This window comes from Nonomuraea angiospora, from assembly GCF_014873145.1.
In the GTDB taxonomy this organism is placed as follows: domain Bacteria; phylum Actinomycetota; class Actinomycetes; order Streptosporangiales; family Streptosporangiaceae; genus Nonomuraea; species Nonomuraea angiospora.
This window is the reverse complement of sequence record NZ_JADBEK010000001.1, coordinates 10,715,115-10,737,195: the sequence shown is the minus strand read 5'-3', so window position 1 is coordinate 10,737,195 and position 22,081 is coordinate 10,715,115. Positions and strand designations below refer to the sequence as shown.

21 protein-coding genes are annotated in these 22,081 nt (G+C 73.3%); 8 read left to right on the top strand and 13 right to left on the bottom strand.

The features are described from left to right. Positions 1-51: 51 nt before the first annotated feature. Positions 52-447: a hypothetical protein gene (locus H4W80_RS49475; RefSeq protein ID WP_192791413.1), complete on the bottom strand. Its 396-nt coding sequence runs from the start codon at positions 445-447 to the stop codon at positions 52-54. A 270-nt stretch (positions 448-717) separates the two neighbouring features. On the opposite strand from H4W80_RS49475, the gene H4W80_RS49470 reads away from it, so the two are divergent. Continuing rightward, positions 718-1,707, top strand: a complete 990-nt coding sequence (locus tag H4W80_RS49470) for an endonuclease/exonuclease/phosphatase family protein (RefSeq protein ID WP_318787416.1) — start codon at positions 718-720, stop codon at positions 1,705-1,707. On the opposite strand, the gene H4W80_RS49465 is transcribed toward H4W80_RS49470, so the two are convergent. Next, positions 1,704-4,043 (bottom strand): glycoside hydrolase family 3 protein, encoded by a 2,340-nt coding sequence (locus H4W80_RS49465; protein WP_192791412.1) that lies wholly within the window; start codon positions 4,041-4,043, stop codon positions 1,704-1,706. The two genes, H4W80_RS49470 and H4W80_RS49465, sit on opposite strands and share 4 nt — an antisense overlap. Before the next feature lie 251 nt (positions 4,044-4,294). Between H4W80_RS49465 and H4W80_RS49460 the strand changes: the two genes are divergently transcribed. Next, positions 4,295-5,719, top strand: coding sequence for a vanadium-dependent haloperoxidase (locus H4W80_RS49460; protein WP_192791411.1), 1,425 nt, complete (start codon positions 4,295-4,297; stop codon positions 5,717-5,719). Positions 5,720-5,805: 86 nt separating this feature from the next. Here the strand turns inward: H4W80_RS49460 and H4W80_RS49455 are convergent, their stop codons facing one another. Next, positions 5,806-5,994 (bottom strand): hypothetical protein, encoded by a 189-nt coding sequence (locus H4W80_RS49455; protein ID WP_192791410.1) that lies wholly within the window; start codon positions 5,992-5,994, stop codon positions 5,806-5,808. 499 nt (positions 5,995-6,493) lie between these two features. Here H4W80_RS49455 and H4W80_RS49450 point away from each other — a divergent pair, with 499 nt between their 5' ends. From H4W80_RS49450 to H4W80_RS49440, 3 genes are read left to right on the top strand one after another with little or no spacing between them, the layout of a single operon-like run. Beyond that, positions 6,494-7,450 (top strand): ArsR/SmtB family transcription factor, encoded by a 957-nt coding sequence (locus tag H4W80_RS49450; protein WP_225964096.1) that lies wholly within the window; start codon positions 6,494-6,496, stop codon positions 7,448-7,450. Positions 7,451-7,464: 14 nt separating this feature from the next. Then, on the top strand, positions 7,465-7,740 hold the full coding sequence (locus H4W80_RS49445; RefSeq protein ID WP_192791408.1) for a hypothetical protein: 276 nt from the start codon (positions 7,465-7,467) through the stop codon (positions 7,738-7,740). Beyond that, complete coding sequence (locus tag H4W80_RS49440) at positions 7,737-8,816, top strand: transglycosylase SLT domain-containing protein (protein ID WP_192791407.1); 1,080 nt, start codon at positions 7,737-7,739, stop codon at positions 8,814-8,816. Before H4W80_RS49445 ends, H4W80_RS49440 begins: the two co-directional genes overlap by 4 nt. Here the strand turns inward: H4W80_RS49440 and eccB are convergent. After that, entirely contained in the window at positions 8,810-10,228 is a 1,419-nt protein-coding gene (eccB, locus tag H4W80_RS49435; RefSeq protein WP_192791406.1) for a type VII secretion protein EccB, read from the bottom strand. The two genes, H4W80_RS49440 and eccB, sit on opposite strands and share 7 nt — an antisense overlap. A gap of 151 nt (positions 10,229-10,379) precedes the next feature. Between eccB and H4W80_RS49430 the strand changes: the two genes are divergently transcribed. Together H4W80_RS49430 and H4W80_RS49425 are read left to right on the top strand one after the other, a co-directional pair. Continuing rightward, positions 10,380-10,697 carry a hypothetical protein gene (locus tag H4W80_RS49430; protein ID WP_192791405.1) on the top strand — a complete coding sequence of 106 codons (318 nt, stop codon included), beginning with the start codon at positions 10,380-10,382 and terminating at the stop codon, positions 10,695-10,697. Beyond that, positions 10,694-11,533 carry a hypothetical protein gene (locus H4W80_RS49425; RefSeq protein ID WP_192791404.1) on the top strand — a complete coding sequence of 280 codons (840 nt, stop codon included), beginning with the start codon at positions 10,694-10,696 and terminating at the stop codon, positions 11,531-11,533. Before H4W80_RS49430 ends, H4W80_RS49425 begins: the two co-directional genes overlap by 4 nt. On the opposite strand, the gene eccD is transcribed toward H4W80_RS49425, so the two are convergent. After that, positions 11,530-12,912 (bottom strand): type VII secretion integral membrane protein EccD, encoded by a 1,383-nt coding sequence (gene eccD / locus H4W80_RS49420; RefSeq protein ID WP_192791403.1) that lies wholly within the window; start codon positions 12,910-12,912, stop codon positions 11,530-11,532. The two genes, H4W80_RS49425 and eccD, sit on opposite strands and share 4 nt — an antisense overlap. Positions 12,913-13,014: 102 nt before the next feature. On the opposite strand from eccD, the gene eccCa reads away from it, so the two are divergent. Beyond that, on the top strand, positions 13,015-17,010 hold the full coding sequence (eccCa, locus tag H4W80_RS49415) for a type VII secretion protein EccCa (protein ID WP_318787415.1): 3,996 nt from the start codon (positions 13,015-13,017) through the stop codon (positions 17,008-17,010). Here the strand turns inward: eccCa and H4W80_RS49410 are convergent. From H4W80_RS49410 to mycP, 8 genes are all read right to left on the bottom strand, one after another. Then, positions 17,007-17,435 (bottom strand): hypothetical protein, encoded by a 429-nt coding sequence (locus H4W80_RS49410; protein ID WP_192791401.1) that lies wholly within the window; start codon positions 17,433-17,435, stop codon positions 17,007-17,009. The two genes, eccCa and H4W80_RS49410, sit on opposite strands and share 4 nt — an antisense overlap. Then, positions 17,432-18,133 carry a hypothetical protein gene (locus H4W80_RS49405; RefSeq protein ID WP_192791400.1) on the bottom strand — a complete coding sequence of 234 codons (702 nt, stop codon included), beginning with the start codon at positions 18,131-18,133 and terminating at the stop codon, positions 17,432-17,434. Before H4W80_RS49405 ends, H4W80_RS49410 begins: the two co-directional genes overlap by 4 nt. Before the next feature lie 2 nt (positions 18,134-18,135). Next, a complete protein-coding gene (locus H4W80_RS49400) occupies positions 18,136-18,462 on the bottom strand; it encodes a hypothetical protein (protein WP_192791399.1) in 327 nt (108 codons plus the stop codon). Between the two features lie 4 nt (positions 18,463-18,466). Then, positions 18,467-19,792 carry a WXG100 family type VII secretion target gene (locus H4W80_RS49395; protein WP_192791398.1) on the bottom strand — a complete coding sequence of 442 codons (1,326 nt, stop codon included), beginning with the start codon at positions 19,790-19,792 and terminating at the stop codon, positions 18,467-18,469. A gap of 14 nt (positions 19,793-19,806) precedes the next feature. After that, entirely contained in the window at positions 19,807-20,142 is a 336-nt protein-coding gene (locus H4W80_RS49390; RefSeq protein WP_192791397.1) for a hypothetical protein, read from the bottom strand. Positions 20,143-20,147: 5 nt separating this feature from the next. Continuing rightward, positions 20,148-20,447, bottom strand: a complete 300-nt coding sequence (locus tag H4W80_RS49385) for a WXG100 family type VII secretion target (protein ID WP_192791396.1) — start codon at positions 20,445-20,447, stop codon at positions 20,148-20,150. Between the two features lie 16 nt (positions 20,448-20,463). Beyond that, a complete protein-coding gene (locus tag H4W80_RS49380; protein WP_192791395.1) occupies positions 20,464-20,787 on the bottom strand; it encodes a WXG100 family type VII secretion target in 324 nt (107 codons plus the stop codon). A gap of 84 nt (positions 20,788-20,871) precedes the next feature. Further along, positions 20,872-22,068, bottom strand: a complete 1,197-nt coding sequence (mycP, locus tag H4W80_RS49375) for a type VII secretion-associated serine protease mycosin (protein ID WP_192791394.1) — start codon at positions 22,066-22,068, stop codon at positions 20,872-20,874. Positions 22,069-22,081: the final 13 nt, after the last annotated feature.

The following is a 22,081-nucleotide window of genomic DNA, read 5'->3' as shown; positions in this document are numbered from 1 at the left end:
CGACGCGGGCCGGGAATCCGGCTGGTCAGAGGTCCCCGTCAGCCGCGCACGTCAGTCGATGGTCCTGGTGGGAAGCGCCGGTCTCGCGTCCGTCCAGCCGGACGCGGTCAGGGCGGTCCACGAGGTCAGCGCACGTGCATCCCGTTCCTCCGCGGCCAGCAGCCGGCCCGAGGTCTCGTCGATGACGATCCGCCGGCCGCTGCCCGACAGCTCGATGCCCGTCCCGGCGCGTCCGATCGGGTCGGTGGTCGCCCCGGTGTTCACCATTCGCGGCATGTCCGCCAGCACGCGGTAGAGCGCGGCGCGCAGCCGGGGAGTCGTCGGAAGTTGCGAGAGCAGGCTGGTGGCCTCCGCGTACAGGGACTCCTCGCCGGCCCCCTGACCGCTTCTCCGGGTCCACCCCAGAAGCACCTGCCGGAGCTTCGCCACGTCGGTCGGCAGGTTCATGACCTCCTTCGTGGTGACATGGGTGGATCCCACCTGGGGATAGGAGACTTCGGGAGCGCGCTCGTCGTCGAGTCGTACGGCGAACGGCGGCGAAGCCCGGTTCCTTCGGTCGGGAGCACATCGTTCATGGAGCATGTGGTAAGGGTTTCTTACATCCCTACCGGCATCCCCTTGGGCGAGGGAACCTGAGAGCGAGCTGTGGACGCGGCGCGAGCCGTCCCAGGGCAGTTTAAGGTTCAAGCGGTGAGACGAGGCGGACGGGACGGCGGAGTGAGCACAACGGTGGCGGCCGGGCCGGCCGCGGAGGGCGACTCCCCCGCTCCCAAGAAGCGGCGCAGGCGGTGGTTCGCGTGGACGGTCGTCGCGCTGCTGGCCCTGTGGGCCGTCATCAGGGTGGCCGGCATGGAGGGCGGCTCGTTCCCGACCCAGCTCATGACCGTGACCCCCATCGGGGCCGGGCTGGCGGCGCTGACCGCGATCCTGTCGCTGCTCCGGCGCAACCGCCCGGCCGCGCTCGCCGCGGCGCTCGTCTGCGCGGTGCTGGTGTCGGTCGTGACGCCGCGGGCCTTCAGCGCCGAGCAGCCGCCCGCGAAGGGCGCGCCGCTGCGGGTGCTGACGGTCAACCTGTTCGGCCGCGGTGACGCGCAGACCGTCGTCGACCTGGTACGCAGGTTCGACGTCGAGGTGTTCAGCGCCCTGGAGCTCACCCCGGCCGAGGTCGAGCGACTGGACGCGGCCGGGATGAAGCAGCTCCTGCCCCACCGGGTGCTGCAGGCCGAGTTCGGCGCCACCGGCAGCGGCATCTTCTCCAAGCATCCGGTGACGGAGCTGACCGGCCTGTTCACCCCGATCGGCCACAACATGCCCGCCGCCACCGTGGCGCTGCCCGGCGGCGGCAAGGTCGAGTTCGTGGCCGTTCACCCCAATCCGCCGCTCGGGCGCAAGGAGGCGGAGTGGAAGGCCTCCCTGCGCGCGCTGCCCCCGGCCTCGCCGTCGGCGATCCGGGTGCTGGCCGGCGACTTCAACGCCAGCCTCGACCACCGCGCCTTCCGCGACCTGCTCGACCGCGGTTACGTGGACGCCGCCGACCAGGTGGGCAAGGGCCTGGTCGCGACCTGGCCGAACGGCCGGGGCATACCGCCCATCATCTCCATCGACCACGTCCTGGCCGACCGGCGGGTGGCCGTGAACCGGGTCGAGATCGTGGACGTGCCCAGGACCGACCACCGCGGCGTCTTCGCCGAGCTGCGCCTGCCCTAGCCGGCTCGGCGGCCCGGCGTCTCGTGAGTGGTGAGCCGCCGCTTCGAGCCGAGCACGACGGTCTCGCCGGTGACCCGGACGGCGGCCCGCAGCGGCAGGTCCTCGGCGGAGGGCCCGGCGGAGAGCACGATCGTCCCGGGCTCGACGACGCGCCGCAGGTCGGGACCGGTGTACGAGAACGCGTCCGCGGGCACGGCGAACACCACCGCCCGCTCCTCCCCCGGCTCCAGCGCCACCCTGGCGAACCCGATGAGCTGCACGACGGGCCTGGCGACCCGCGCGACCGGGTCGGAGGCGTAGAGCTGCACGACCTCCTCCACCGGTCTGGCGCCGGCGTTGCGCACCTGCACCCGGGCCTCGACCGCGCCGTCGGCGGGGCACTCGGCCACGTCCGTCGTCATGGCCACGTACTCGACGGCCGAGTACGACAGGCCGTGCCCGAACGCGTACGCCGGAGTGGGGTCGAGGACCGTGATGCCCTCCGCCCTCCTCCCCAGGGGCGGCTGGAGGTAGGTGGACGGGCTGATCGGCGGCGTGCCGGGGATCTGCACCGGCAGCCGTCCCGACGGGTTGACCCGCCCGCTCAGCACGCCCGCCACCGCGGCCGCGCCCTCCACGCCGGGGAAGAACGCCTGGACCAGCGCGGCGACCCGGTCCTTGTAGGCGCCGAGCGCGTACGGCCGGCCCGAGACCACGACGAGCACGGTCGGCGTGCCGGTCGCGAGGACCGCTTCGACCAGGTCGGGCTGGAGTCCGGGCAGCCGCAGGTCGGCCACGTCGCAGCCCTCTCCCGACGTGCCGCCGCCGAACAGCCCGGCCCGGTCGCCGACGAACACGAGCGCGAGATCCGCCTCGGCCGCGAGCTCGGCGGCCCCGGGGATCCCCGACGCGTCGTCGCCCGACACCTCGGCGCCGAGGCAGTGGCGCACGTCGGCGTAGGGGAACTCCCGCGTGAGGCCCTCCCTGATGGACGGGATGGGCAGGCCCATGCCCTGCTCCGGGTAGCGGTCGAGCACGTGGTTGGGGAAGGCGTAGCAGCCCATGAGGGTACGCGGGTCGTCGGCGCACGGCCCGATGACGGCGAGCCGGGCGGTCGTGCCGGGGCCGATGGGCAGCAGGCCGTCGGGGTTGCTCAGGAGCACGATGGAACGTTCCGCGATCTCAGCGGCTATCCCGCGGTTGCGCGGGCTGTCCAGATCGACGTCGTCCGCGCCGTCCGGGACGAGCGGGCCGCCGTCCAGCAGGCCGAGCTCGATCTTCTGGCGCAGGACCCGGCGTACCGACTCGTCGACCAGCGCCTCCTCGACATGACCCGCGCGGACCTTGGCGACCAGGTGCGCGCCGTACGACACCGTCTCGGGCAGCTCCACGTCGACGCCCGCCCGCAGCGCGACCTCCCCGGCCTCGGCGTCGTCCGCGGCCACCCGGTGCGTGGAGGCGAGGAACGGGACGGACCAGTAGTCGGACACCACGGTCCCGTCGAAGCCCAGCTCATCCCGCAGCAGCCGCCGCAGCAGGTCAGCGCTCGCCCCGACCGGCACGCCGTCGAGGTCGGTGTAGGAGCACATGACCGAACGCGCGCCGCCCTCGTGCAGCGCGACCTCGAACGGCGGGAGGATCACGTCGGCCAGCTCGCGCGGGCCGATGCTGACGGGGGCGTGGTTGCGGGCCGCGCGCGAGGCCCCGTAGCCGGCGAAGTGCTTCAGGGTGGCGATGATCCCGGCGCCTTCGAGGCCGCGCACGTAGGCCGCGCCGATCCGGCCCACCAGGTACGGGTCCTCGCCCAGGGTCTCCTCGACCCGCCCCCAGCGGTAGTCGCGTACGACGTCGAGCACCGGAGACAGGCCCTGGTGCACGCCCGCGGCCCGCAGGTCGGCGCCGATCGCCGCGGCCATGCGCTCGACGAGGTCCGGGTCGAACGTGGCCGCCCAGGCCAGCGGCGTCGGGTACGCGGTCGCCCCGAACGTCGCGAACCCGGTCAGGCACTCCTCGTGGGCGATGGCCGGGATGCCGAGCCGGTTGGACGTGACCACCAGCTCCTGGAGCTTGCGCAGCCGGGCCGCGCCCTCGGCGGCGGACAGCGGGGCGGTGCCGTACACCCGGGTGAGGTGCCCGAGCCCGTGGGCCAGCTGCGCGTCCAGCCCTTCGGCCTGCTCGAAGCGGTCCTGCATCGGCGCCACGTTGCCGTGCTCGGGCCCGTTCTGGAGCCAGACGGAGCCGAGCTGCGCGACCTTCTCCTCCAGCGTCATCTCCGCGAGGAGGGACTCGACCCGTTCGCCGACCGTCCGCGCGCTGTCCCGCCAGGGCGCCAGGCCCGGCGCGTTCACTGATGTCATGGCCCCTCATTCCGATCATTGAATTCGGACTCTAAGTGCCCGCCACAAAGCCGTCAAGAATATTTCGATCGATCACCGAAACTTTCAGAATGGCGCGCCATCAAGGGGGATTGCGAAGAATCGGACCGCCCTTCACCGGAACGGCAGGCGACTGTCACCGAAAGGCTAGCCCGAAAATGTGTTCGAGTATGGAATCGTCGTCATGCCCCGGAGGCACCCCGGGGGTCCGCACACAGCGAGGGGAAAACGCCTTGCCCGTTCTGAGATCCTTACGCGTGGCCGCGCTCGCGCTGGTGAGCGCCGCCGCGCTCGCCCTGCCCGCCTTACCCGCCCAGGCCACGGGCCCCAACGTGGTCGTCCGGTGGAACCAGACGCTGCTCACCGCGGTGCGCACCGGCACGCTGGGCCCGCCGCAGGTGGCCAGGGCGCTGGCGATCGTGCACACCTGCGCCTACGACGCGTGGGCCGCCTACGACGCGGTCGCCGTCGGCACCCGGCTGGGCGGCTCGCTGCGGCGGCCCGCGGCCGAGCGCACCGACGCCAACAAGGCCGCGGCCATCAGCTTCGCCGCCCACCTGGCGGCGGTCGACCTCTATCCGGCGCAGCGGGCCACGTTCGACGCGCTGATGACCGACCTGGGCTACGACCCGGCCGACACGTCGGGCGTCCCGGCGCGGACCGGCGTCACCGCCTGCCAGGCGGTGCTCGACCACCGGCACGCCGACGGCTCCAACCAGCTCGGCGGCTACGCCGACACCACCGGCTACGCGCCCGTCAACGCCCCCGTGGTGGTGGCAGACCCGCTGACCTCGCTCAACGATCCCGGCCGGTGGGCGCCCCTGACGTACGTCAACCGGGCCGGGGCGACGGTCACGCCGCCGTTCCTGGCGCCGCACTGGGGCCAGGTGGCCTCCTTCAGCGGCGCCGCCCGCGGCCTGGCCGACGCCGTGCCCCCGCCGTACGCCTACGGCTCGTCCGGCTTCCGCACGCAGGCCGCCGAGATCGTGTCCACCACGGCCGCGCTGACCGACCGGCAGAAGTCGATCGCCGAATACTGGGCCGACGGCCCCAACAGCGAGACGCCGCCCGGCCACTGGAGCCTGTTCGCGCAGCAGATCTCGGCGCGCGACCACCACGGCCTCGACCAGGACGTGAAGCTGTTCTTCGCGCTGGCCAACTCGGTCATGGACGCCGGGATCGCCGCGTGGGAGGTCAAGCGCGACCACGACTCGGGCCGCCCGATCACCGCGATCCGGTTCCTGTACCAGGGGCAGCAGATCCCGACGTGGGGCGGCCGGGTGATCGACGGGGCCACGTGGGTGCCGTTCCAGGTGCCGACGTTCCCGACGCCGCCGTTCGCCGAGTACGTCTCGGGGCACAGCACGTTCAGCGCGGCGGCGGCCGAGGTGCTCAGGCGCTTCACCGGCGGCGACGCGTTCGGCGGGCAGGCCGTGGTGGCCAAGGGCTCGTCGCAGGTGGAGCCCGGGGTGACGCCGGCGCAGGACGTGACGTTGCGCTGGCCCACGTTCACCGACGCGGCCGACGAGGCCGGGATCTCGCGCCGGTACGGCGGCATCCACTTCCGCCTGGGAGACCTCCAGGGCCGCGCCCTCGGCCGCGCGGTCGGCACGGCGGCCTGGGACCGAGCCAAGGCGTACTGGTCCGGCCGCGGCTGAGGTCCGCCCCCTTGACAGGACGCGGCACCACGGAGGCGCCCGCTCCACTGCGCTGAGAGCGGGCGCCTCTTCGTGCGAGCGGGGCGTCAGGCCACGTTCTCCTCGGCCAACCGGTTGAGCGTCTCGAGGTCGAACGAGCCCGCCTTGACCGCCGCGGTGAACGACTCCCAGTCGCGGCGCGGTACTTCCAACACCGCGTCCGGGTGATCGACGTGAATGAGCTCCACGTGGTCGTTGATCCGCTTGGCCTCGACGCGGCCGGCTACTTGACTCATACGCACTCCTTCCAGTGCCCTGCGGGGATTCCACCCCGGCCACCCGTTCGCAGGGGGACCGGGGCGGATGCGGGAAGCCTTGCATCCCGAGGGGTGACCCGGCCACCGGGCCGGGGACGAGGGAGGTTGGAAAAACCCACTCACAGGAGGCGATCTCTTGACCCGGGGTGCAAGATTGCCGACCCTCGGTGCGCGGTATGTGGTGCCAGTGATGGACAAGTGTCTGTTAGAGCCTTTTAAGCGAGAAGTTAGTGGAGGGGCGTAAGTTCTCGATAAATCACAGCACAGCACCACAAAAAGGACACACCATGAACGTGAGCCCAGAGCGGCGGACGCGCGTCACGGAAAGCCGGAGCGTTCGCATCACGTAGAAGTTGATCATCCCGCTTACGGACGTTTCGAGCATTCTCGAAGCATTCCTCCGGAGATGTCTTCCCTGTCTACAGTCCTACCTGTGGGGGCCCAAGTAACAAGCACCAAGGTCTGGAGCGAGCTGCGCGTGAGCTCCACACCCCGGCTATATGTCTCCGTCTCGCCCAACCTGACCGTCCTCGCCATGATCGCCGACGCCCTCGCCGGCCGCCGCCGCGGCCTGCCCGAACTCTGGCGGCGCGCGATCAGCTCGCGCGTCGGCCCGCTGGGCCACGAGGCCGTACGCCCGCTGGCCGCACCCGGCCACTCCGTCGCGCCGGACATCCTGGTGCCGCACACGCCCATCGGCCAGGACGTCTCCATGCAGGCCCAGATCAGCGCCCTGCACGACACGCCGCCCGACCGCCTGATCACGGACCTCGAGCAGGCGTTCGGCCCGGGGCCGCTGCCGGCGCACTGGCGGTCGGCGGCCGAGCGGCCGGGCCGCTGGCTGCTCGGCTACGCCGGCGCCCTGGCCGACGTCTGGAACACCACCGAGCCCCTGTGGAAGCGCGGCCGCCCGCTGCTGGACAGGGAGATCGAACGGGTCGGCGTCGCCACCGTGCGCGGCGGCCCCGAACTGCTGCTCGGCGCACTCAGCGAGCGCATCGTGTACGGCGAGCGCGGCCTGCTCATCCCGGACCTCGAACCCGGCACGTTCGAGCTGGGCGACCGCAAGATCGTCCTGGTGCCGATGCTGGCCGGCAAGGACGCCCTGATCCTCGGCCTGGACGACCCGGAGGCGGTGTGGATCGCCTACCCCGTGCGCGGGGCGGACTCGTTGTGGCGCAAGCCCGTCGCGCCGGCCGTGGACGAGCTGACGGCGCTCGTGGGGCCGGTCCGCGCGGACCTGCTGTGCGCGCTCGACCAGCCCATGACCATGTCGATGCTGGCCACCGACATGAAGATCGCGCCCAGCGGCCTCACGTACCACTGCGACCGGCTGCGGGCCGGGCGGCTGATCACGCGTGAGCGCCGCGGGCGCGAGGTGTGGATCGCCCGCACCCATCGGGCGGACGAACTGCTGGAGCTGTTCCGGCGTTGACGGGAAGGAGCGGGATGCTCAAGTTCCAGCGCGACGCGCTGGCCGGGTGCGCCGAGGCGGCCGGTGCGGCGGCCGGCGCGTTCTCGGGCATCAAGGGCCAGGCGCCGGGCGCGGCGGCGTTCGGGGACGTGTCCGGGTCCGCGGCCCTGGCCACGGCGGCGGCCGACCTGGCGCGGGTCTCCGAGCTGGCGGCGCGGACCCTGGGCGGCCGGCTGGAGGCGGTCGAGCGCACGCTCGACGCCGTCCGGCGCACCGTCATCGACGCCGATGGCGGCGCGGTTCGATCATGAGCCCGCTCGACGAGGTCAGAGCCGCGCCGGGTGGCGCCGAGCTGGCCGACCTGGCCGCCAAGGTGATCGGCGACCCGGGCGGGATCGCCTCGGCGGCGAACGCCTGGCGCGCCGCCGCCGGCACCGGTCAGCGGCACACCGAGGCGATCCGCACCGCGACCGCCGGCGTGGGCGGCGCGTGGCAGGGCGGCAGCGCGGAGGCGTTCACCGGCTACATGGGCCAGGTGGTGCGCTGCGGCGACGGGCTGCGGCAGGCGCTGCAGGAGTGCGCGGGCCACCTCGACGCCGCCGCGAGCACGCTGCGCTCGGCCGAGTCGCGGGCGCTGGAGACCTGCCACGCCTACGCCGCCGCCGCGCAGGAGGTGCGGGGCCGCGAGCCGCGGCCCACCGAGGAGCAGGTCGCCCAGAGCCTGAAACCCGCGCTCGACCAGGCCCGCGGCACGCTGCGGCAGCTTGTGGCCGACACCGGCACGGTCCTGTCCGACACGGCGGGAAAGATCCAGAAGGCGCTCGCAACGATCCCGGACGTCGCCGCCGAGCTGGGCGAGCCGGACGCGCAGCCCTTCGCCCCCCGCGCGGGCAGGGCGCTCGGCTGGTCGCCCGCGCGGCAGGAGCCGGGCACGACCGCGCTGGCCGCGAGCACGGGCTCGTCGAGCTCCGGGTTCGCCGGGTACGGCCCCAGCGGCCCGCCCCCGCCCGGCGGCGGGCCCGCCCCTCAAGGACAGATCGCCGGCTGGATCAACCAGGCCGTCGAGATCCTCAAGGCCAACGGCTACCCGGTCGAGAAGATGAACGTCAACGACATCTACACGATCATCCGGCACGAGTCCGGCGGCAATCCGAACAGCGTCAACACCTGGGACTCCAACGCGGCCAGAGGCACGCCGTCCAAGGGGCTGATGCAGACGATCGACCCCACCTTCCAGCGCTGGAAGCTGCCGGGACACGACAACGTCTACAACCCGGTGGACAACATCATCGCGGGCGTCCGGTACGCCATCGAGCGCTACGGCTCGGTCTCGAACGTGCCCGGCGTGGTCGGGCTGAAGACCGGCGGCGGCTACCGCGGCTACTGACCCGCGGCCTGCGACCGGCCCCCTTCGAGCAGGGGCCTGGCCGCCCTGGCCGGGTCGAGCACCGGCCCTTCGGGGATGAGCTGGAGCACGTTGGCGGGCACCGGGGTGGCCTGGCCGGGGGCGTAGCCGAGCTTGGCCAGCACGTCGGCGCCGGGCACGGCGTAGCGGCGGCCCTCGGCGGTGACCAGGTAGTAGGACTGGACCGCGTTCAGCTGCCCGTCGCCGGGCAGGACGCCGGCCAGCACCGCCCGGCCCGGCGGCAGGCGTACGAGGTCGGTGGCGTCGCCGCGCGGCTCGGGCAGTTTGGCGCCGGTGGTGAGCCGGACGCGGGTGGATCCGGTGTCCGTGTCGGCGTAGACGACGCAGATGGGACTGGCCGGGTCGTAGGCGGTCATGCGCGGCATGACCGCGGGCAGGCCGTCGGCGGGGACGGCGGTCCGCGAGTGGGGGGCGGCGTTGGCGGAGGCCGCGTCGACGGCGATCTCCCTGACCGCGCCGCCGCCGTAGGCCGCCCTGCTGTCGGGGTCGCTCAGCAGCAGCGTGGCCTGGGCCTGCGTGAGGGGGGCCAGGCCGTCGTCCAGCAGCACGTACCAGCGGTCCTCGCCGCCGGCCACGCCGGCCGCGCGGAAGACCTGCCCCACGGCCGCTGTCCTACCCCCGGGCCCCGCGACCGGCCGGCCGCGACCGCGGACGTCGGGCGCGGCCAGGTCGGGCCCTTCGGGCAGCGCGTTCAGCCAGGCCACGGGCACGGCGGCGGGGACGGCCGAGGTGAGCCCGCGGGCGATGCCTGTGGGCACGCGCATGCGGGTGCCCCGCCAGATCGCCCACCGCTGCCCGCCCACGTCGACCAGCAGCGCGTTCCCCTCCGCGAGCGGCGCGCCGCCGAGGTCGCGCCCGGCGACCAGCGTCACGTACGGCTTGCGCCCGGTCGGTTCCGCGCGCTCCTGGACGCAGGCCGCCCAGGGGCCGCGGGCCAGGTTCGCGGGGCCGGGCAGCGAGTCGGGGGCCTCGGGGATGCCGATGAGGGCGCCGCGCTCGTACTTGGTCAGCGCCTCCCGCGCGACGACGCGCTCCTTGACGTCCTGGGCGGCGAGCACGAGGCGGGCGGAGGCGTAGTTGGCGACGGGGATGAGCCTGCGCTGCTCCTGGCTGTAGACGAACCTGGCGCCGGTCTCGCGCTCGATGATCAGCGTGCCGGGCTCCTCCAGCGCCTTCGTGCCGCCCGGGCGCAGCAGGCCGAAGACCGCGAAGCCGACGCAGAGCAGGACCGCGACCATGATGCCGGCGAGGAAGCCGATGTTCTGCCGGCGGAGCGGCCATTCGGGCTGGTTCGGCTGGGCGCGCAGGAGCGCCAGGCCGATGCGCTGAACGGTGAGGCGGTAGGCCTGATAAAGGTCGCGCTGGCTGTGCAACTCCCGCCCCTTGGATCACATGACTCCCCAACTTAACCCAATTTATCGGGATAAATATGGAGAAGCTGGCTGGTTTCGTAATTGAGAATGATCAATGACCAGTGAATGACGTCCCTGTTCCGCGCGCCCGGCACGTAACAGGCTGATGATCGTGAATCCGGATACGCGTTATATCACCCCCGACGCGATCGGCGAGGTCCGGCGGGGCATCAGGGACGACCTCCTGCCGGTTTTCGACGAGGTGCGCCAGATCTTCGAGGAGAACCGGGCGGTCGGCTTCCCCGGCTGGGGGCCGCTGGGCGAGTGGACGGTCGGGGCACTGTACCGGTCGCTGCTCGACTCGTTCGTCCGCGACACCGAGACGGCGCTCGCGGTGATGCGGAAGTGGGAGGGCGAGGACCTGGCCTTCGCCGAGCGCAACTGGCGCACCGCCGAGGACCTGATCGTCCAGCGGGTGAAGAAGCCATGACGCCCAGGGTGGCCGGGCGCGCCCGGGACGGCTCTCCCCTGCGCCTGTCGAAGAACCCGCCCGACCCCGAGGCCGTGCAGGGCGTCCTGCGCAAGGCGGCCAGGATGGAGCCGTCGGTCGTCGTCGGCCTGCTGGCCACCGTTCCCGCGGTCGCGAACGTGCCCGGCATCTGGGAGGCGGCCGCCAACCTCCAGGCGGGCGCGGGCGGCCGGCTCGACAAGGGCGCGAACAACTCGCTGACCATGGTGATCAACAACTCGGGCCAGAACTGGATCGCCGGGGACCAGAAGGAGTTCGCGAGCGCGGCCAACCGGCTGCGGGCCGAGCTCGACGCCTTCCGCACCAACGTGCAGTGGGTGGCGGGGCACGTGGACAGCATCGGCGACGGGTTCATGGTCTACTGGGGCGCGGCGGCCAAGATCGCGCAGGAGACGTACCTTCGGCTGGCCGCGCTGCAGGTGCTCGCGCTGGCGCCGCAGACCAGGCTGGCCGCCAGGATCGCCATGCGCAGGACGGGGGTCCAGGCGAGCGCGTCGCTGGCCACCTCGACCAGTGCGCTGAAGCGTTTCCTCGGCTCGCTCGGGCTCAAGGACGTACTGGGCGGCGTCGCGGCGGGCGTCGGCGGGACGGCGGCCGTCCAGCTGGCCTTCATGCGCCCGACCGGCGCCGCGGCGATCGACTTCGGCACGGGCGCCGTGGACCCCGCCAAGGCGGGGACGTTCGCCGCACCTCCGCAGGGGCAGCCGCTCCCGCCCGGCACGGGGTCCTTCCAGTGGACGGTCAAGGCGCCGGGCGGCGGCATGAGCCTCGAGGACGTGGTCAAGAGCCGTAGCTAGCTCACCAGGCCCCGGATGGTCTCGTACAGGTCCATCACGGCCAGCGCCAGCGGGATCAGGGCGATCATCAACAGGATGTCGAAGATGTCGCCCACGCGGCCCCAGAAGGGGGACGGCCGCGCGGACGTCAGCCACAGCGCCGTCCCCACCACGCCCAGGGCGAGCACGACCAGCCCGGGCACGATCCCGTAGAGCACCACCCCGCCGGCCGCCCTGACCACCGCGGCCGCGGCGGGCAGGGCCACCCCCAGCAGGGCCGAGGTCAGCAGCCAGGCCCGCTGGCCGCGGCCCTCGAACACGCGGGCCCGCATGAGCAGCGACAGCGACAGCGCGGCGCCCATCGCGAACGCGGCCCAGGTGCCCGCCACCGCCAGCAGCACCTGGGCGGCGAGCACGATCACCGCCACGCCGGCGACCAGCCCCGTGCAGAAGCGGTCGGCCACCACGGTCTTGTCGATCACCAGCGCGCCGTCCAGGTCGCCGCTCTCGCGGCGCAGCTCCTCCGCCGTCGTCGGCAGCGCGGGCAGCGGCATGCCCGCCAGCCGGAACGACAGCGAGGGGATCGCCGTGGTCAGCCCCACCGCGAGGGCCGCGAGCACCGCCGCCACCCCGGCCGCGGGCAGGTCGAAGGCCATGACCAGCCCGGACGCCAGCAGCCCGGACAGCGCGGCGGCGGCCACGCCGAGGAACGTGGGCAGCCCCTGGGCCACCGCGAACCCCGTCGCCGTGGCCAGCATCAGCACCACGCCGCAGGCCGACAGCAGGGTGTCCGGCTGGACGACGGCCGCCGACGCCGGTCCGGTCAGACCCGCGACGAACCCGTACGGCAGGGCCGCGTACCCGATCACCGCGCCCGCCCGCGCGTCGCCGAGCGCCCGTGACAGCGCCACGGCCACCAGCAGCAGGACCAGCGCGACGGCGCCCGCGACGAGGGCCGTGGGCAGCCACGGCGGGCCGGTCGCCGTCAGCGCGACGGCCCCCGCCCCGAGCAGGGTGGCGGCGGCGCGCAGCCCGTAGGCCCTGGTCGTGGCGGGCTGCCAGCGGCCGGTGCGCTCCAGCACGCCGGTCGCCACCGCGTCGGCGACGTCGTCGAAGACGACCTCCGGCAGCTCGTGACCGCGCGGCCGCAGGTGCAGCATCTCGCCGTCGTGCACGGCCAGCTCCGACAGGGTCGCGTTCACGTCGAACGGCGGGCCGCCCAGGCGCTGGAGCACCCAGCCGCCGTGGGCCAGGCCCGCCTCCGCGAGCCCTTCGCCGGCGACGCGCAGCAGGGTCGGCAGCAGGTTGCCGAGCGGGATGTCCGGCGGCAGGCCGAGGTCCAGGAATCCGCGCGGGGTCACGACGGTGACCCGGCACAGGTCGGTTCCGGTGGCGCTCACCCGGACGAGTGTATGGATCGCACACCGAACGCGACGGGCTTAATACGTACAGGAATTTTGAAATATCGACTGTTTCGCTACGTCAGCGGCTTGTATGGCGTCGTGAGCGGCAGCCTGATCGTGGTCCGCAGGCCCGAGCGGCGCCGGCCACCCGAACCTCCCGGCGGCGAGGTCCTGCTGGAGTCCCCGCCCGAGATCCCCGAGACGGTGACGGGCGGCGGGCTGACCCAGCTCCTGACGTACCTGCCGATGCTGGCGGGCGCGGGCGCGATGGCGCTGATGTTCACCGGCGGTTCCACGAACAACCCGATCATGCTGGTCTCCAGCGGCCTGTTCGCGGTCTCGATGATCGGCATGACCGTGGGCCAGATGATGCGCGGCGCGGGCGAGCGCAAGAGCCAGCTCAACGGCCAGCGCCGCGACTACTACCGCTACCTGGAGCAGGTCAGGAAGCGGGTCCGGGCCGCCGCGGCGCAGCAGCACAAGGCCATGACCTGGGACCATCCGGACCCGGCCGCCCTGTGGTCGCTGGTGATGACCACCCGGCTGTGGGAGCGGCGGCCCCGGGACGACGACTTCGCCCAGATCAGGATCGCTACCTCGGCCCAGCGGCTGGCGCTGCCGCTGATCCCGCCGGAGACCAAGCCGATCGAGGACCTCGACCCGGTGACCGCGGGCGCGCTGCGGCGGTTCGTCCGCACGCACGCCACCGTTCCCGGGCTGCCGGTGGCGCTGGCGCTGCACTCGTTCGCCAGGATCGTGATCACGGGCGACCCGGCGGCGGCGCGCGGGCTCGTGCGGGCCCTGCTGGCCCAGGCGGCGGCGCTGCACTCGCCGGAGGACCTGCGGATCTCGGTCTGCGCGGGCGCCGAAAGGGCCCGCGAGTGGGAGCCGGTCAAGTGGCTGCCGCACGCCCTGCACCCCACCGAGGAGGACGGCGCCGGCCCCGTGCGGCTGGTCGCGGGGGATCTGGGCGAGCTGGACGACCTGCTGGGGTTCGAGCTGAAGGACCGGCCGCGCTTCAGCAAGGGGCTCTCGGCGGACGCGCTGCCGTACCACGTGGTCGTCATGGACGGCGGCATGGTGCCCGCGGGCAGCCAGCTCGGCCTGGACGTCATCGAGGGCGTGACCGTGATCGACGTCGGCGGCACCACCGCGCAGGTGCCCGCGCAGCTCACGCTGCGGCTGGAGGTCGGCGCGGACGAGGTGGTCAGGGTCGCCGAGGACGAGCTCGGCAAGGAGGTCAGGTCGGGGCTGGGGCGGCCGGACCGGCTCGACCCGCCCGCGTTCGCCGCCCTGGTCAGGCAGCTCGCGCCGATGCGCACCGGCTCGGGGGCGGGCGCGGAGGAGGTGCGGGACGTCTTCGCCACGAACACGACGCTCACCGACCTGCTGCGGATCGGCGACGCGCGGCGGCTCGCGCCCGCCCAGACGTGGCAGCCCCGCCCGGTCAGGAACCGGCTGCGCGTCCCGATCGGCCTCGGAGCCGACGGGCGGCCCGTCGAGCTGGACATCAAGGAGGCCGCCCAGGGCGGCATGGGACCGCACGGGCTCGTGGTCGGCGCGACCGGTTCCGGGAAGTCGGAGCTGCTGCGCACGCTCGTGCTCGCGCTGGCGATCACGCACTCCTCCGAGACCCTGAACTTCGTGCTCGTCGACTTCAAGGGCGGCGCCACCTTCCTCGGTCTGGACGCGCTGCCGCACGTCTCGGCGGTCATCACGAACCTGGAGGACGAGCTGCCGCTGGTGGACCGCATGCACGACGCGCTCCACGGCGAGCTGGTGCGCCGCCAGGAGCTGCTGCGCGCGGCCGGCAACCACGCCTCGCTGCGGGACTACGAGCAGGCCCGCGAGCAGGGGGCGAACCTGCGGCCGCTGCCGACGCTGTTCATCGTGCTGGACGAGTTCAGCGAGCTGCTGTCGGCCAAGCCGGAGTTCATCGAGCTGTTCGTGATGATCGGGCGGCTCGGCCGGTCGCTGGGCGTGCACCTGCTGCTGGCCTCGCAGCGGCTGGAGTCGGGGCGGCTGCGCGGGCTCGACACGCACCTGTCGTACCGGATCGGGCTGCGGACGTTCTCGGCGGCCGAGAGCCGGGCCGTGCTGGGGGTGGCGGACGCGTACTCGCTGCCGCCCGAGCCCGGCAACGCCTACCTGATGTTCGAGACGACGGGCATGACGCGGTTCAAGGCGGCGTACGTGTCGGGGCCGTACCAGGTGGCCTCGGCGCAGGGGCCGGCGGTGACGGCGCGCGCCGGGCACCGCGGGAAGATCGTCTGGTACGGGCCCGAGCGGGTGCCGATGCCGCCCGTCGAGCAGGCGCCGCCGGTGGTGGCGGAGCCCGGAAAGCAGGGCAAGAAGGACAGCCTGCTGGAGATCGTGGTCGGCCGGCTGGCCGGGCAGGGGCCGGCGGCGCACCGGATCTGGCTGCCGCCGCTCAAGGAGCCCGCCTCGCTCGACCAGCTGCTGCCGCCCGTCGAGGCCACGCCGGAGCACGGGCTGACGGCCGCGGGCACCGGCCAGGACCGGCCGGGGCGGCTGCACGCCGTGGCGGGGATCGTGGACAGCCCGTTCGACCAGCGGCGGGACCCGTACTGGCTGGATCTGTCGGGGGCGGCGGGCAACGTCGCGATCGTCGGCGCGCCGCAGACCGGCAAGAGCACGCTGCTGCGCACGCTGATCGCCTCGCTCGCGCTCACGCACACCCCCAAGGAGGTGCAGTTCTACTGCCTGGACTTCGGCGGCGGCACGCTGACCTCGCTGACCGGGCTGCCGCACGTCGGCGGGGTGGCCAACCGGCTGGACGCCGACGCCGTGCGCAGGACGGTCGCCGAGGTCAAGACGCTGCTCGACCGGCGCGAGCGGCTGTTCGTCGAGCGCGGGATCGACTCCATGGCCACCTACCGGAGGATGGTCGCCTCGGGCGCCTACGAGGGTGACGGCTGGGGTGACGTGTTCATCGTGGTGGACGGCTGGGCGATCCTGCGCCAGGAGTACGAGCTGCTCGAACCCGACCTCGGCGACCTGGTGACCCGGGGCCTGGGGTTCGGCATCCACGTGATCGGCACCGCGAACCGGTGGATGGAGTTCAGGGCCGGGGTGCGCGACCTGCTCGGCACCCGGCTGGAGCTGCGGCTCGGCGACTCCTTCGACTCCGAGATCGACCGCAAGGCGGCCTCGAACGTGCCCGAGCGGGCCCCCGGGCGCGGGCTCACCCGCGAGGCCCTGCACTTCCTGGCCGCGCTGCCGCGCGTCGACGGCCGCTCCACCGTGGACGACCTCGCCGACGGGGTCTCCGCCCTGGTCGAAGCCGCGGCGGCGGCCTGGCGCGGGCATCCGGCGCCACCCGTGCGGCTGCTGCCCGCCCTGCTGCCCGCGCACACCCTCCCTGCTCCCCCGGAGGGCGGCACGCGCGTCCCGATCGGGATCGACGAGGCCGCGCTGGCGCCCGTCCTGCTGGACTTCGACGCCGACCCGCACTTCGTGGTGTTCGGCGACACGGAGAGCGGCAAGACCAACCTGCTGCGGGTGCTCGCCGGGGGCATCGCGACCGCGAAGACGCCGCTGGAGGCGCGCTTCATCGTCATCGACTACCGGCGCTCGCTGCTGGACGCGACCGACACCGAGCACCGGATCGGGTACGCGGCCTCCAGCGCCGCCGCCGCGGAGCTGCTCAAGGGCGTCCACGAGGTGATGCTGACGCGGCTGCCGCCGCCGGACCTCACCTCGGAGCAGTTGCGGACGCGGAGCTGGTGGACCGGCCAGGACCTGTACGTCATCGTGGACGACTACGACCTCGTGGCGACCTCGGCCAACCCGCTGAGCGTGCTCGGCGAGCTGCTGCCGCAGGCCAGGGACATCGGGCTGCACCTGGTCCTGGCGCGCGCCATGGGCGGGGCCGGGCGGAGCATGCTGGACCCGATCGTGCGGCGGCTGAAGGAGATGAACTCGCCCGCCGTGATGCTGTCGGGGCCCCGGGACGAGGGGCAGCTGTTCGGGAACGTGCGCCCGCGCCAGCTCCCGCCGGGGCGCGGGCTCTACGTGGACCGGCGGTCGGGCGAGAAGCTCGTCCAGACCGCCTACCTCGACCCCGGCTTCTAGCGGTCGAGGTCCCGCTCGATGCGGCCCAGCTCGGCCACCGCCTGGTCCATGGCCTGCTCGTACGCCTCCCGTGCCGCCCGCATCCGCAGGTCGGCGGGGTTGCCCTCGGCGGCCAGGTCCAGCGGGCCCTCCCCCAGGACGTCCCCGAGGAGCTCGGCGGACCTGGCCTGCATGTCGGCAAGGGAGTCGGCGATCAGCACCAGGATCGTCTCGGCGAGGCGCTGCGAGCCCCAGCGCATGGCCCTCGGGTCGATGTCCAGCCCGGTGACGCCCTGCGCCGAGCACTCGACCCGCACCAGCTTGTCCGGGTCCTGCGCGGTCCCCTTCACGGCGAGGACCTGCTGGTAGAGGTCGTCCAGCCCGTCCGAGGGCCGCTGCGCCTCGGCGATCAGCCGGTCCATGGCACTCTCGTCGAACGCCGTCATGCCTTCACCCCCGGAGTCGGAGTCTCGAGTTTCGTGCCGCCGAACTGGTCGGCGACCGCCGACTGTCCCATCACCCCGGCCGTGACGGCCGCGGCGCCGCCCACGAGCGCCTGCTTGGCGGGCGACATCTGCACCAGCTTCTGCGCCACCTTGCCCAGCACGCCCTTGCCGCCCTCCGCGAAGGCCCGCGCCCTGGCGGCGATCGCGCCGGCCTGGTGGTCCGCCCGGCGGCCGAAGCCGGTGGCGGCCACCTCCGCGGCGACCCTGGTGAACGGGTTCGCCTGGGCGACCTTGTGCATCACCCCGGCGGTCAGGATGCTCGCGCCGGTGAGGAAGACGGCCTTGCCGAGGACGTCGTACACGCCGGCCGTCAGGCGCAGGGTGTCGGCCGAGGCCTTGGGCGAGGCGGACTTGTCGGCGGCGTCGTCGGAGTACTGCTGCACGGTGCCCTTGTAGAGCTCGGCGCTGGGGGCGGTCCACTCGACGTTCCTGACCGAGCCGTCCACGAGGTTCGGGTGCGCCCGCAGGGCCCCGGCCAGCTCGTCCCACGCCTCGGCCGCCGCCCGCTGCTGGGCGGTGTCGCCGTACATGAGGGGCAGGACCAGGGTGGCGTAGCGGGCGCGGTTCCAGCCGAGGAGCATGGAGCCGGTCACGGCCATCGCCGAACCCTCGATGACGGACCACGGTTGTTCGAGCATGTTCACGTCCTGGTGATGTCGGCGGCCGCCCGGCCGGCGTTCCCGTCGCCGTCCACGTAGGTGTTGGCCGTGCTGTACGCCTTGTCGTGGATGGCGGACACCTCGGCCCGCTTGGCCCTCAGATACGTCACCGCGGCCTGCTTGACGTCGTCGAACGCCTGCCCCAGCGAGCCGCCGAGCAGGCCGAACGCGCCGTAGGCGCCGGAGGAGAGATCGATGTGCCCGATGGCCGAGGACATCCGTTCCAGGTCCCGCATGGGGGCGGCGGCCAGGTTGCGGCCCATCTCGCGGATGGAGCCGACCTGCGTCGCCACGAAGTCGCCGGACATGGCCTCACCCCACCACCGGCGGGCCGTGGACGACCTCGGGGCGGAAGAAGTCGTCGTCGGCGCTCTTCGACGCGGTCGACCTGCGGGCGCTCTGCCCGCCGTCCGCGGATCCGCCCATGGGCAGGAACGGCATGCCGCCGGAGGCCGTCGCGCCGGGCTCGGCCCCTGCGACGGGCGACCTGGCCGGGGGCCATGAGCCGTCCACGACCGGCACGCTGCCCGGCCGCACCGACGGCCCGGACGGCCTCGGCTCTTGAGCGGCGCTCGTGCCCGGACTCTGGTAGGGATCCGCCGCACGGCTCTGGAAGGGGTCCGCCGGGCGATTCCGGTCCGCTGGGCGATTCGGGTCCGCTGGGCGATTCGTCCCCGGACTGCGCGGGTCGCCCGGTGGCCGCGGGGTCCCGGCCGGAGTGGTCCCGGCCGGAGTGGTCCCGGCCGGAGTGGTCCCGGCCGGAGTGGTCCCGGCCGGGGTGGTCCCCGTGGCGGGGGCGCCGGGTCCCGATGGCGTCGTACCGGGTGACGGCAGCAGCCCGGCCGGAGCCGGCTGCCCGCCTCCCACGGCGGGCGGCACGCCCGGCCAGTTCGCCAGGGAGGTGGGCGGTGACGCCCCCGCGGGCGCACCCGGCACCGCAGCTTGACCGGGTAGCGGGCCCGCGGGAGTCAAGGGGTGGCCGGGCGTGCCGGCCAGATCGGTACGGGACCGCACCGGCACCGTGCTCTCGAACGGCAGGTCGCCGCCCGGCGCAGGCGCGGAGACGGGGGCGACCGGCGGCGGCAGGTAGGGGGCCGGCGAGGCCAGCTCCGGGTCCCACGCCAGGGCGTCCGGCATGGCCGTGTAGGCCCGCTGGTAGACGCCGTTGAGCTGCTGCATGAACGCCCGCGCGTCCGCGTCCGGGTCGTTGAGCGGCTCCATCGACCCCGCGCCCATGCCGCTCGCCTCCACCCAGTACTCCTGCTGCTCCGTGGCCTTGTCGAAGCGCTCCTTGGCCGAGGCCAGCTCGCCGCCCACCGTCTCCAGAGCGGGCGGGACGCCATCCACACCGTTCCGCAGCGACTGCAGGTACGCCTGGAGCCGGTTCATGCGCGTGAGCATGGCCCTGGCGGACTCCCCGCCCCAGTTCCCGTCGGCCACCAGCCGCGCCGCGCTGTCCCCCAGCGCCGCGATCGTGTCGGTGAGCAGCTGGGACGTCTTCTTGTACGCGTCCACGACCGGCGCGAACTCCTCCGGCGCGGTCCCCATGACCAGCCGCCGGATCTCCTCGCGCCCGCCGTACGCGTTGACGTTCCCGCCCTGCAGGCAGCCGTGCTTGATCGGTTGTGGTTGCGGCAACAGGTCCCCTCACATCACGTACGCGGCACCGTGCCCGCGGCCCGCTGGTCGGCGTCCCGCACGGTGTTCGCGGTGGCGGCCAGGTCGTCGACGATCCGCTGGACCTGTTCCATGACGAACTGCAGCGAATCGCCCGTCGCCACCCGGGCCCTGCGCACGGTCTCGCCGTACCCCTGGGCGATGTCCCAGCTCCCCGGGGCGGCCGGCGACAGGTCGGGCACCTGGTACACGGCCGCACGCAACCGGGGCAGCAGGCTGTCGCCGAGCTTGCCCGCCACGTCGAGCAGGGCCTCCGGCCTGCACCTCGCCGTGTCGCCCGCCGTGGCCGGGTCGATGAGAGGCTGATCCACCGGCCTCAGGTGCCCCAGCGGCGGATGTTGGCGGCCTCCGCGTCGCGCATGATCTCCGTGGCGTCGTGCAGGGCGGGGCCGAAGCGCTGCATGGTGTCACCCATGGCCACGACCGCGTTGTTCCACTGCTCCTTGGCCGTCCGGTAGACCTCCTTGGCGGAGCCGTCCCAGGTCTCCAGGACCTTGAGGTCGTCTTCGAGGTCGGCCAGTTCGCCGACCAGATTGGCGTAGGCCCGGCCGAGTTCCGACGCGATCTCGTCCATCTCGTCGAAATTGGCGAGGATGATGTCTCCGCCACCCGTCATGGTGATTCTCCGTTCGTCAGAGCTGGCCGCCGCCGAGCGCCGCCTTGAGCCTGGTGGCGACCTCGCTGGCCTGGGTGTTCGCCTCGGTGTACGTGATGCCCGAGCTCTTGAGGTTCTCGGCGATCGTGTGCAGCGCGTCGATGACCTTCTTGAACTGCGGGTTCCACTCGTCGAGGACCTGGCGGTAGACGTTCGCGGACTCGCCTTGCCAGGCGGCGCCGAGCGTCGCGGGAATCTGGGTGAGCCTGTTGTGGATCTGGGTGATGTTCTGGTGTGCGATGAGCGCGCGTTCGGCCGCGCTATGCTGGCTGCCCTCTTGATAACGTGTCGGCTCTGCCACGTGCACCTCTCGGATCTCGTGAACCCGAATTCGACCGGGTTTCCCGTACTGCGGATCAAAGTAAATGGGTCAAAGCGGGCAGGGCTACGATTTCAACTTTCCTGTAAATGTCTGGGCCCCTCCGGCCCGCCAGCCCCTGCGACGGGCCCTGGGCAGCGTCAACGCCAGGAACACGACCAGCGCGGTGGCCCCCACCGCCCCCGCCGTGATCGCCATCGCGACGCCGCGCGTGCGCGGGTCCGGCACCGGGGCCCTGGCCAGCACGATCGGCGGCGCGGCGGGCGCGCTCTCCCCGGCGTCGGGCTGCACCGAGGTGACCGCGAGCAGCGGGTTGACCAGCCCGGCCCCGGTGCCGGCCGCGCCGCCGCCGTCCGCCGTGCGCTCCAGCCGGCGCTTGACCTGCCAGTGGTCGAGTTCGGGGTGCCGGGCCCTGACCAGGGCGGCGACGCCCGCCACGAAGGGGGCGGCGAAGCTGGTGCCGTCCAGCTCCGTACGGTAGCCGCCGCCGGTCCACGCGCTCGTGATCCCGGCTCCGGGGGCGGTCACCGAGATGCGGGTCACGCTGTTGGAGAACTCCGACTTGCCACCGTCCGGCGAGGCCGCGCCGACCGCGATCACGCCGGGATACTCGGCCGGGTACGCGGGCGTGACCACGCCGTCGTCCTGCCGCACGTTGCCCGCGGCCGCCACGATCACCGCGTCCTTGGCCTGCGCGTACGCCACCGCGGCCTTCAGCGCCGGATGGTCGTGCGCCTGCACGGAGACGTTGATCACGTCCGCGCCCAGCTCCGCGGCCCGCCTGATGCCCTGGGCCAGCCGGGACACGTCGCCCGAGCTGCCCTCGGTCTGCTTGATCGACACGATCCGGGCGGCCGGCGCGACGCCCATGACGGGCACGCCGCGCGCGGTGAGGTCCCGTCCCGCGATGATCCCGGCCACCGCCGTGCCGTGCCCGACGCAGTCGCGCAGGTCCGTGCCCGTGAGATCGACCTGGGTGGTGACGGCGCCGGCGAGCTGGGGGTGCGTGGCGTCCACGCCGCTGTCCACGACGGCGACGGTGACCCCTTCGCCCCTGGTGAAGCGCCACACCCGCTCGAACCTCAGCCTCTCCTGCGGCCACGGCCTGCCGGTGACCTCCGCCACGCCGGGCTCGGGGTCGCACGTGACCGTGCGGGTGGGCCCAGAGGTCGGCACAGAGGTCGGCACAGGGGTCGGCGCGGGGGTCGGGGTGAGGGTCAGCACCAGGCCGATGGCCGCGGCGCCGTACCAGGAGAAAGGCACGGTAAGGCAGTCT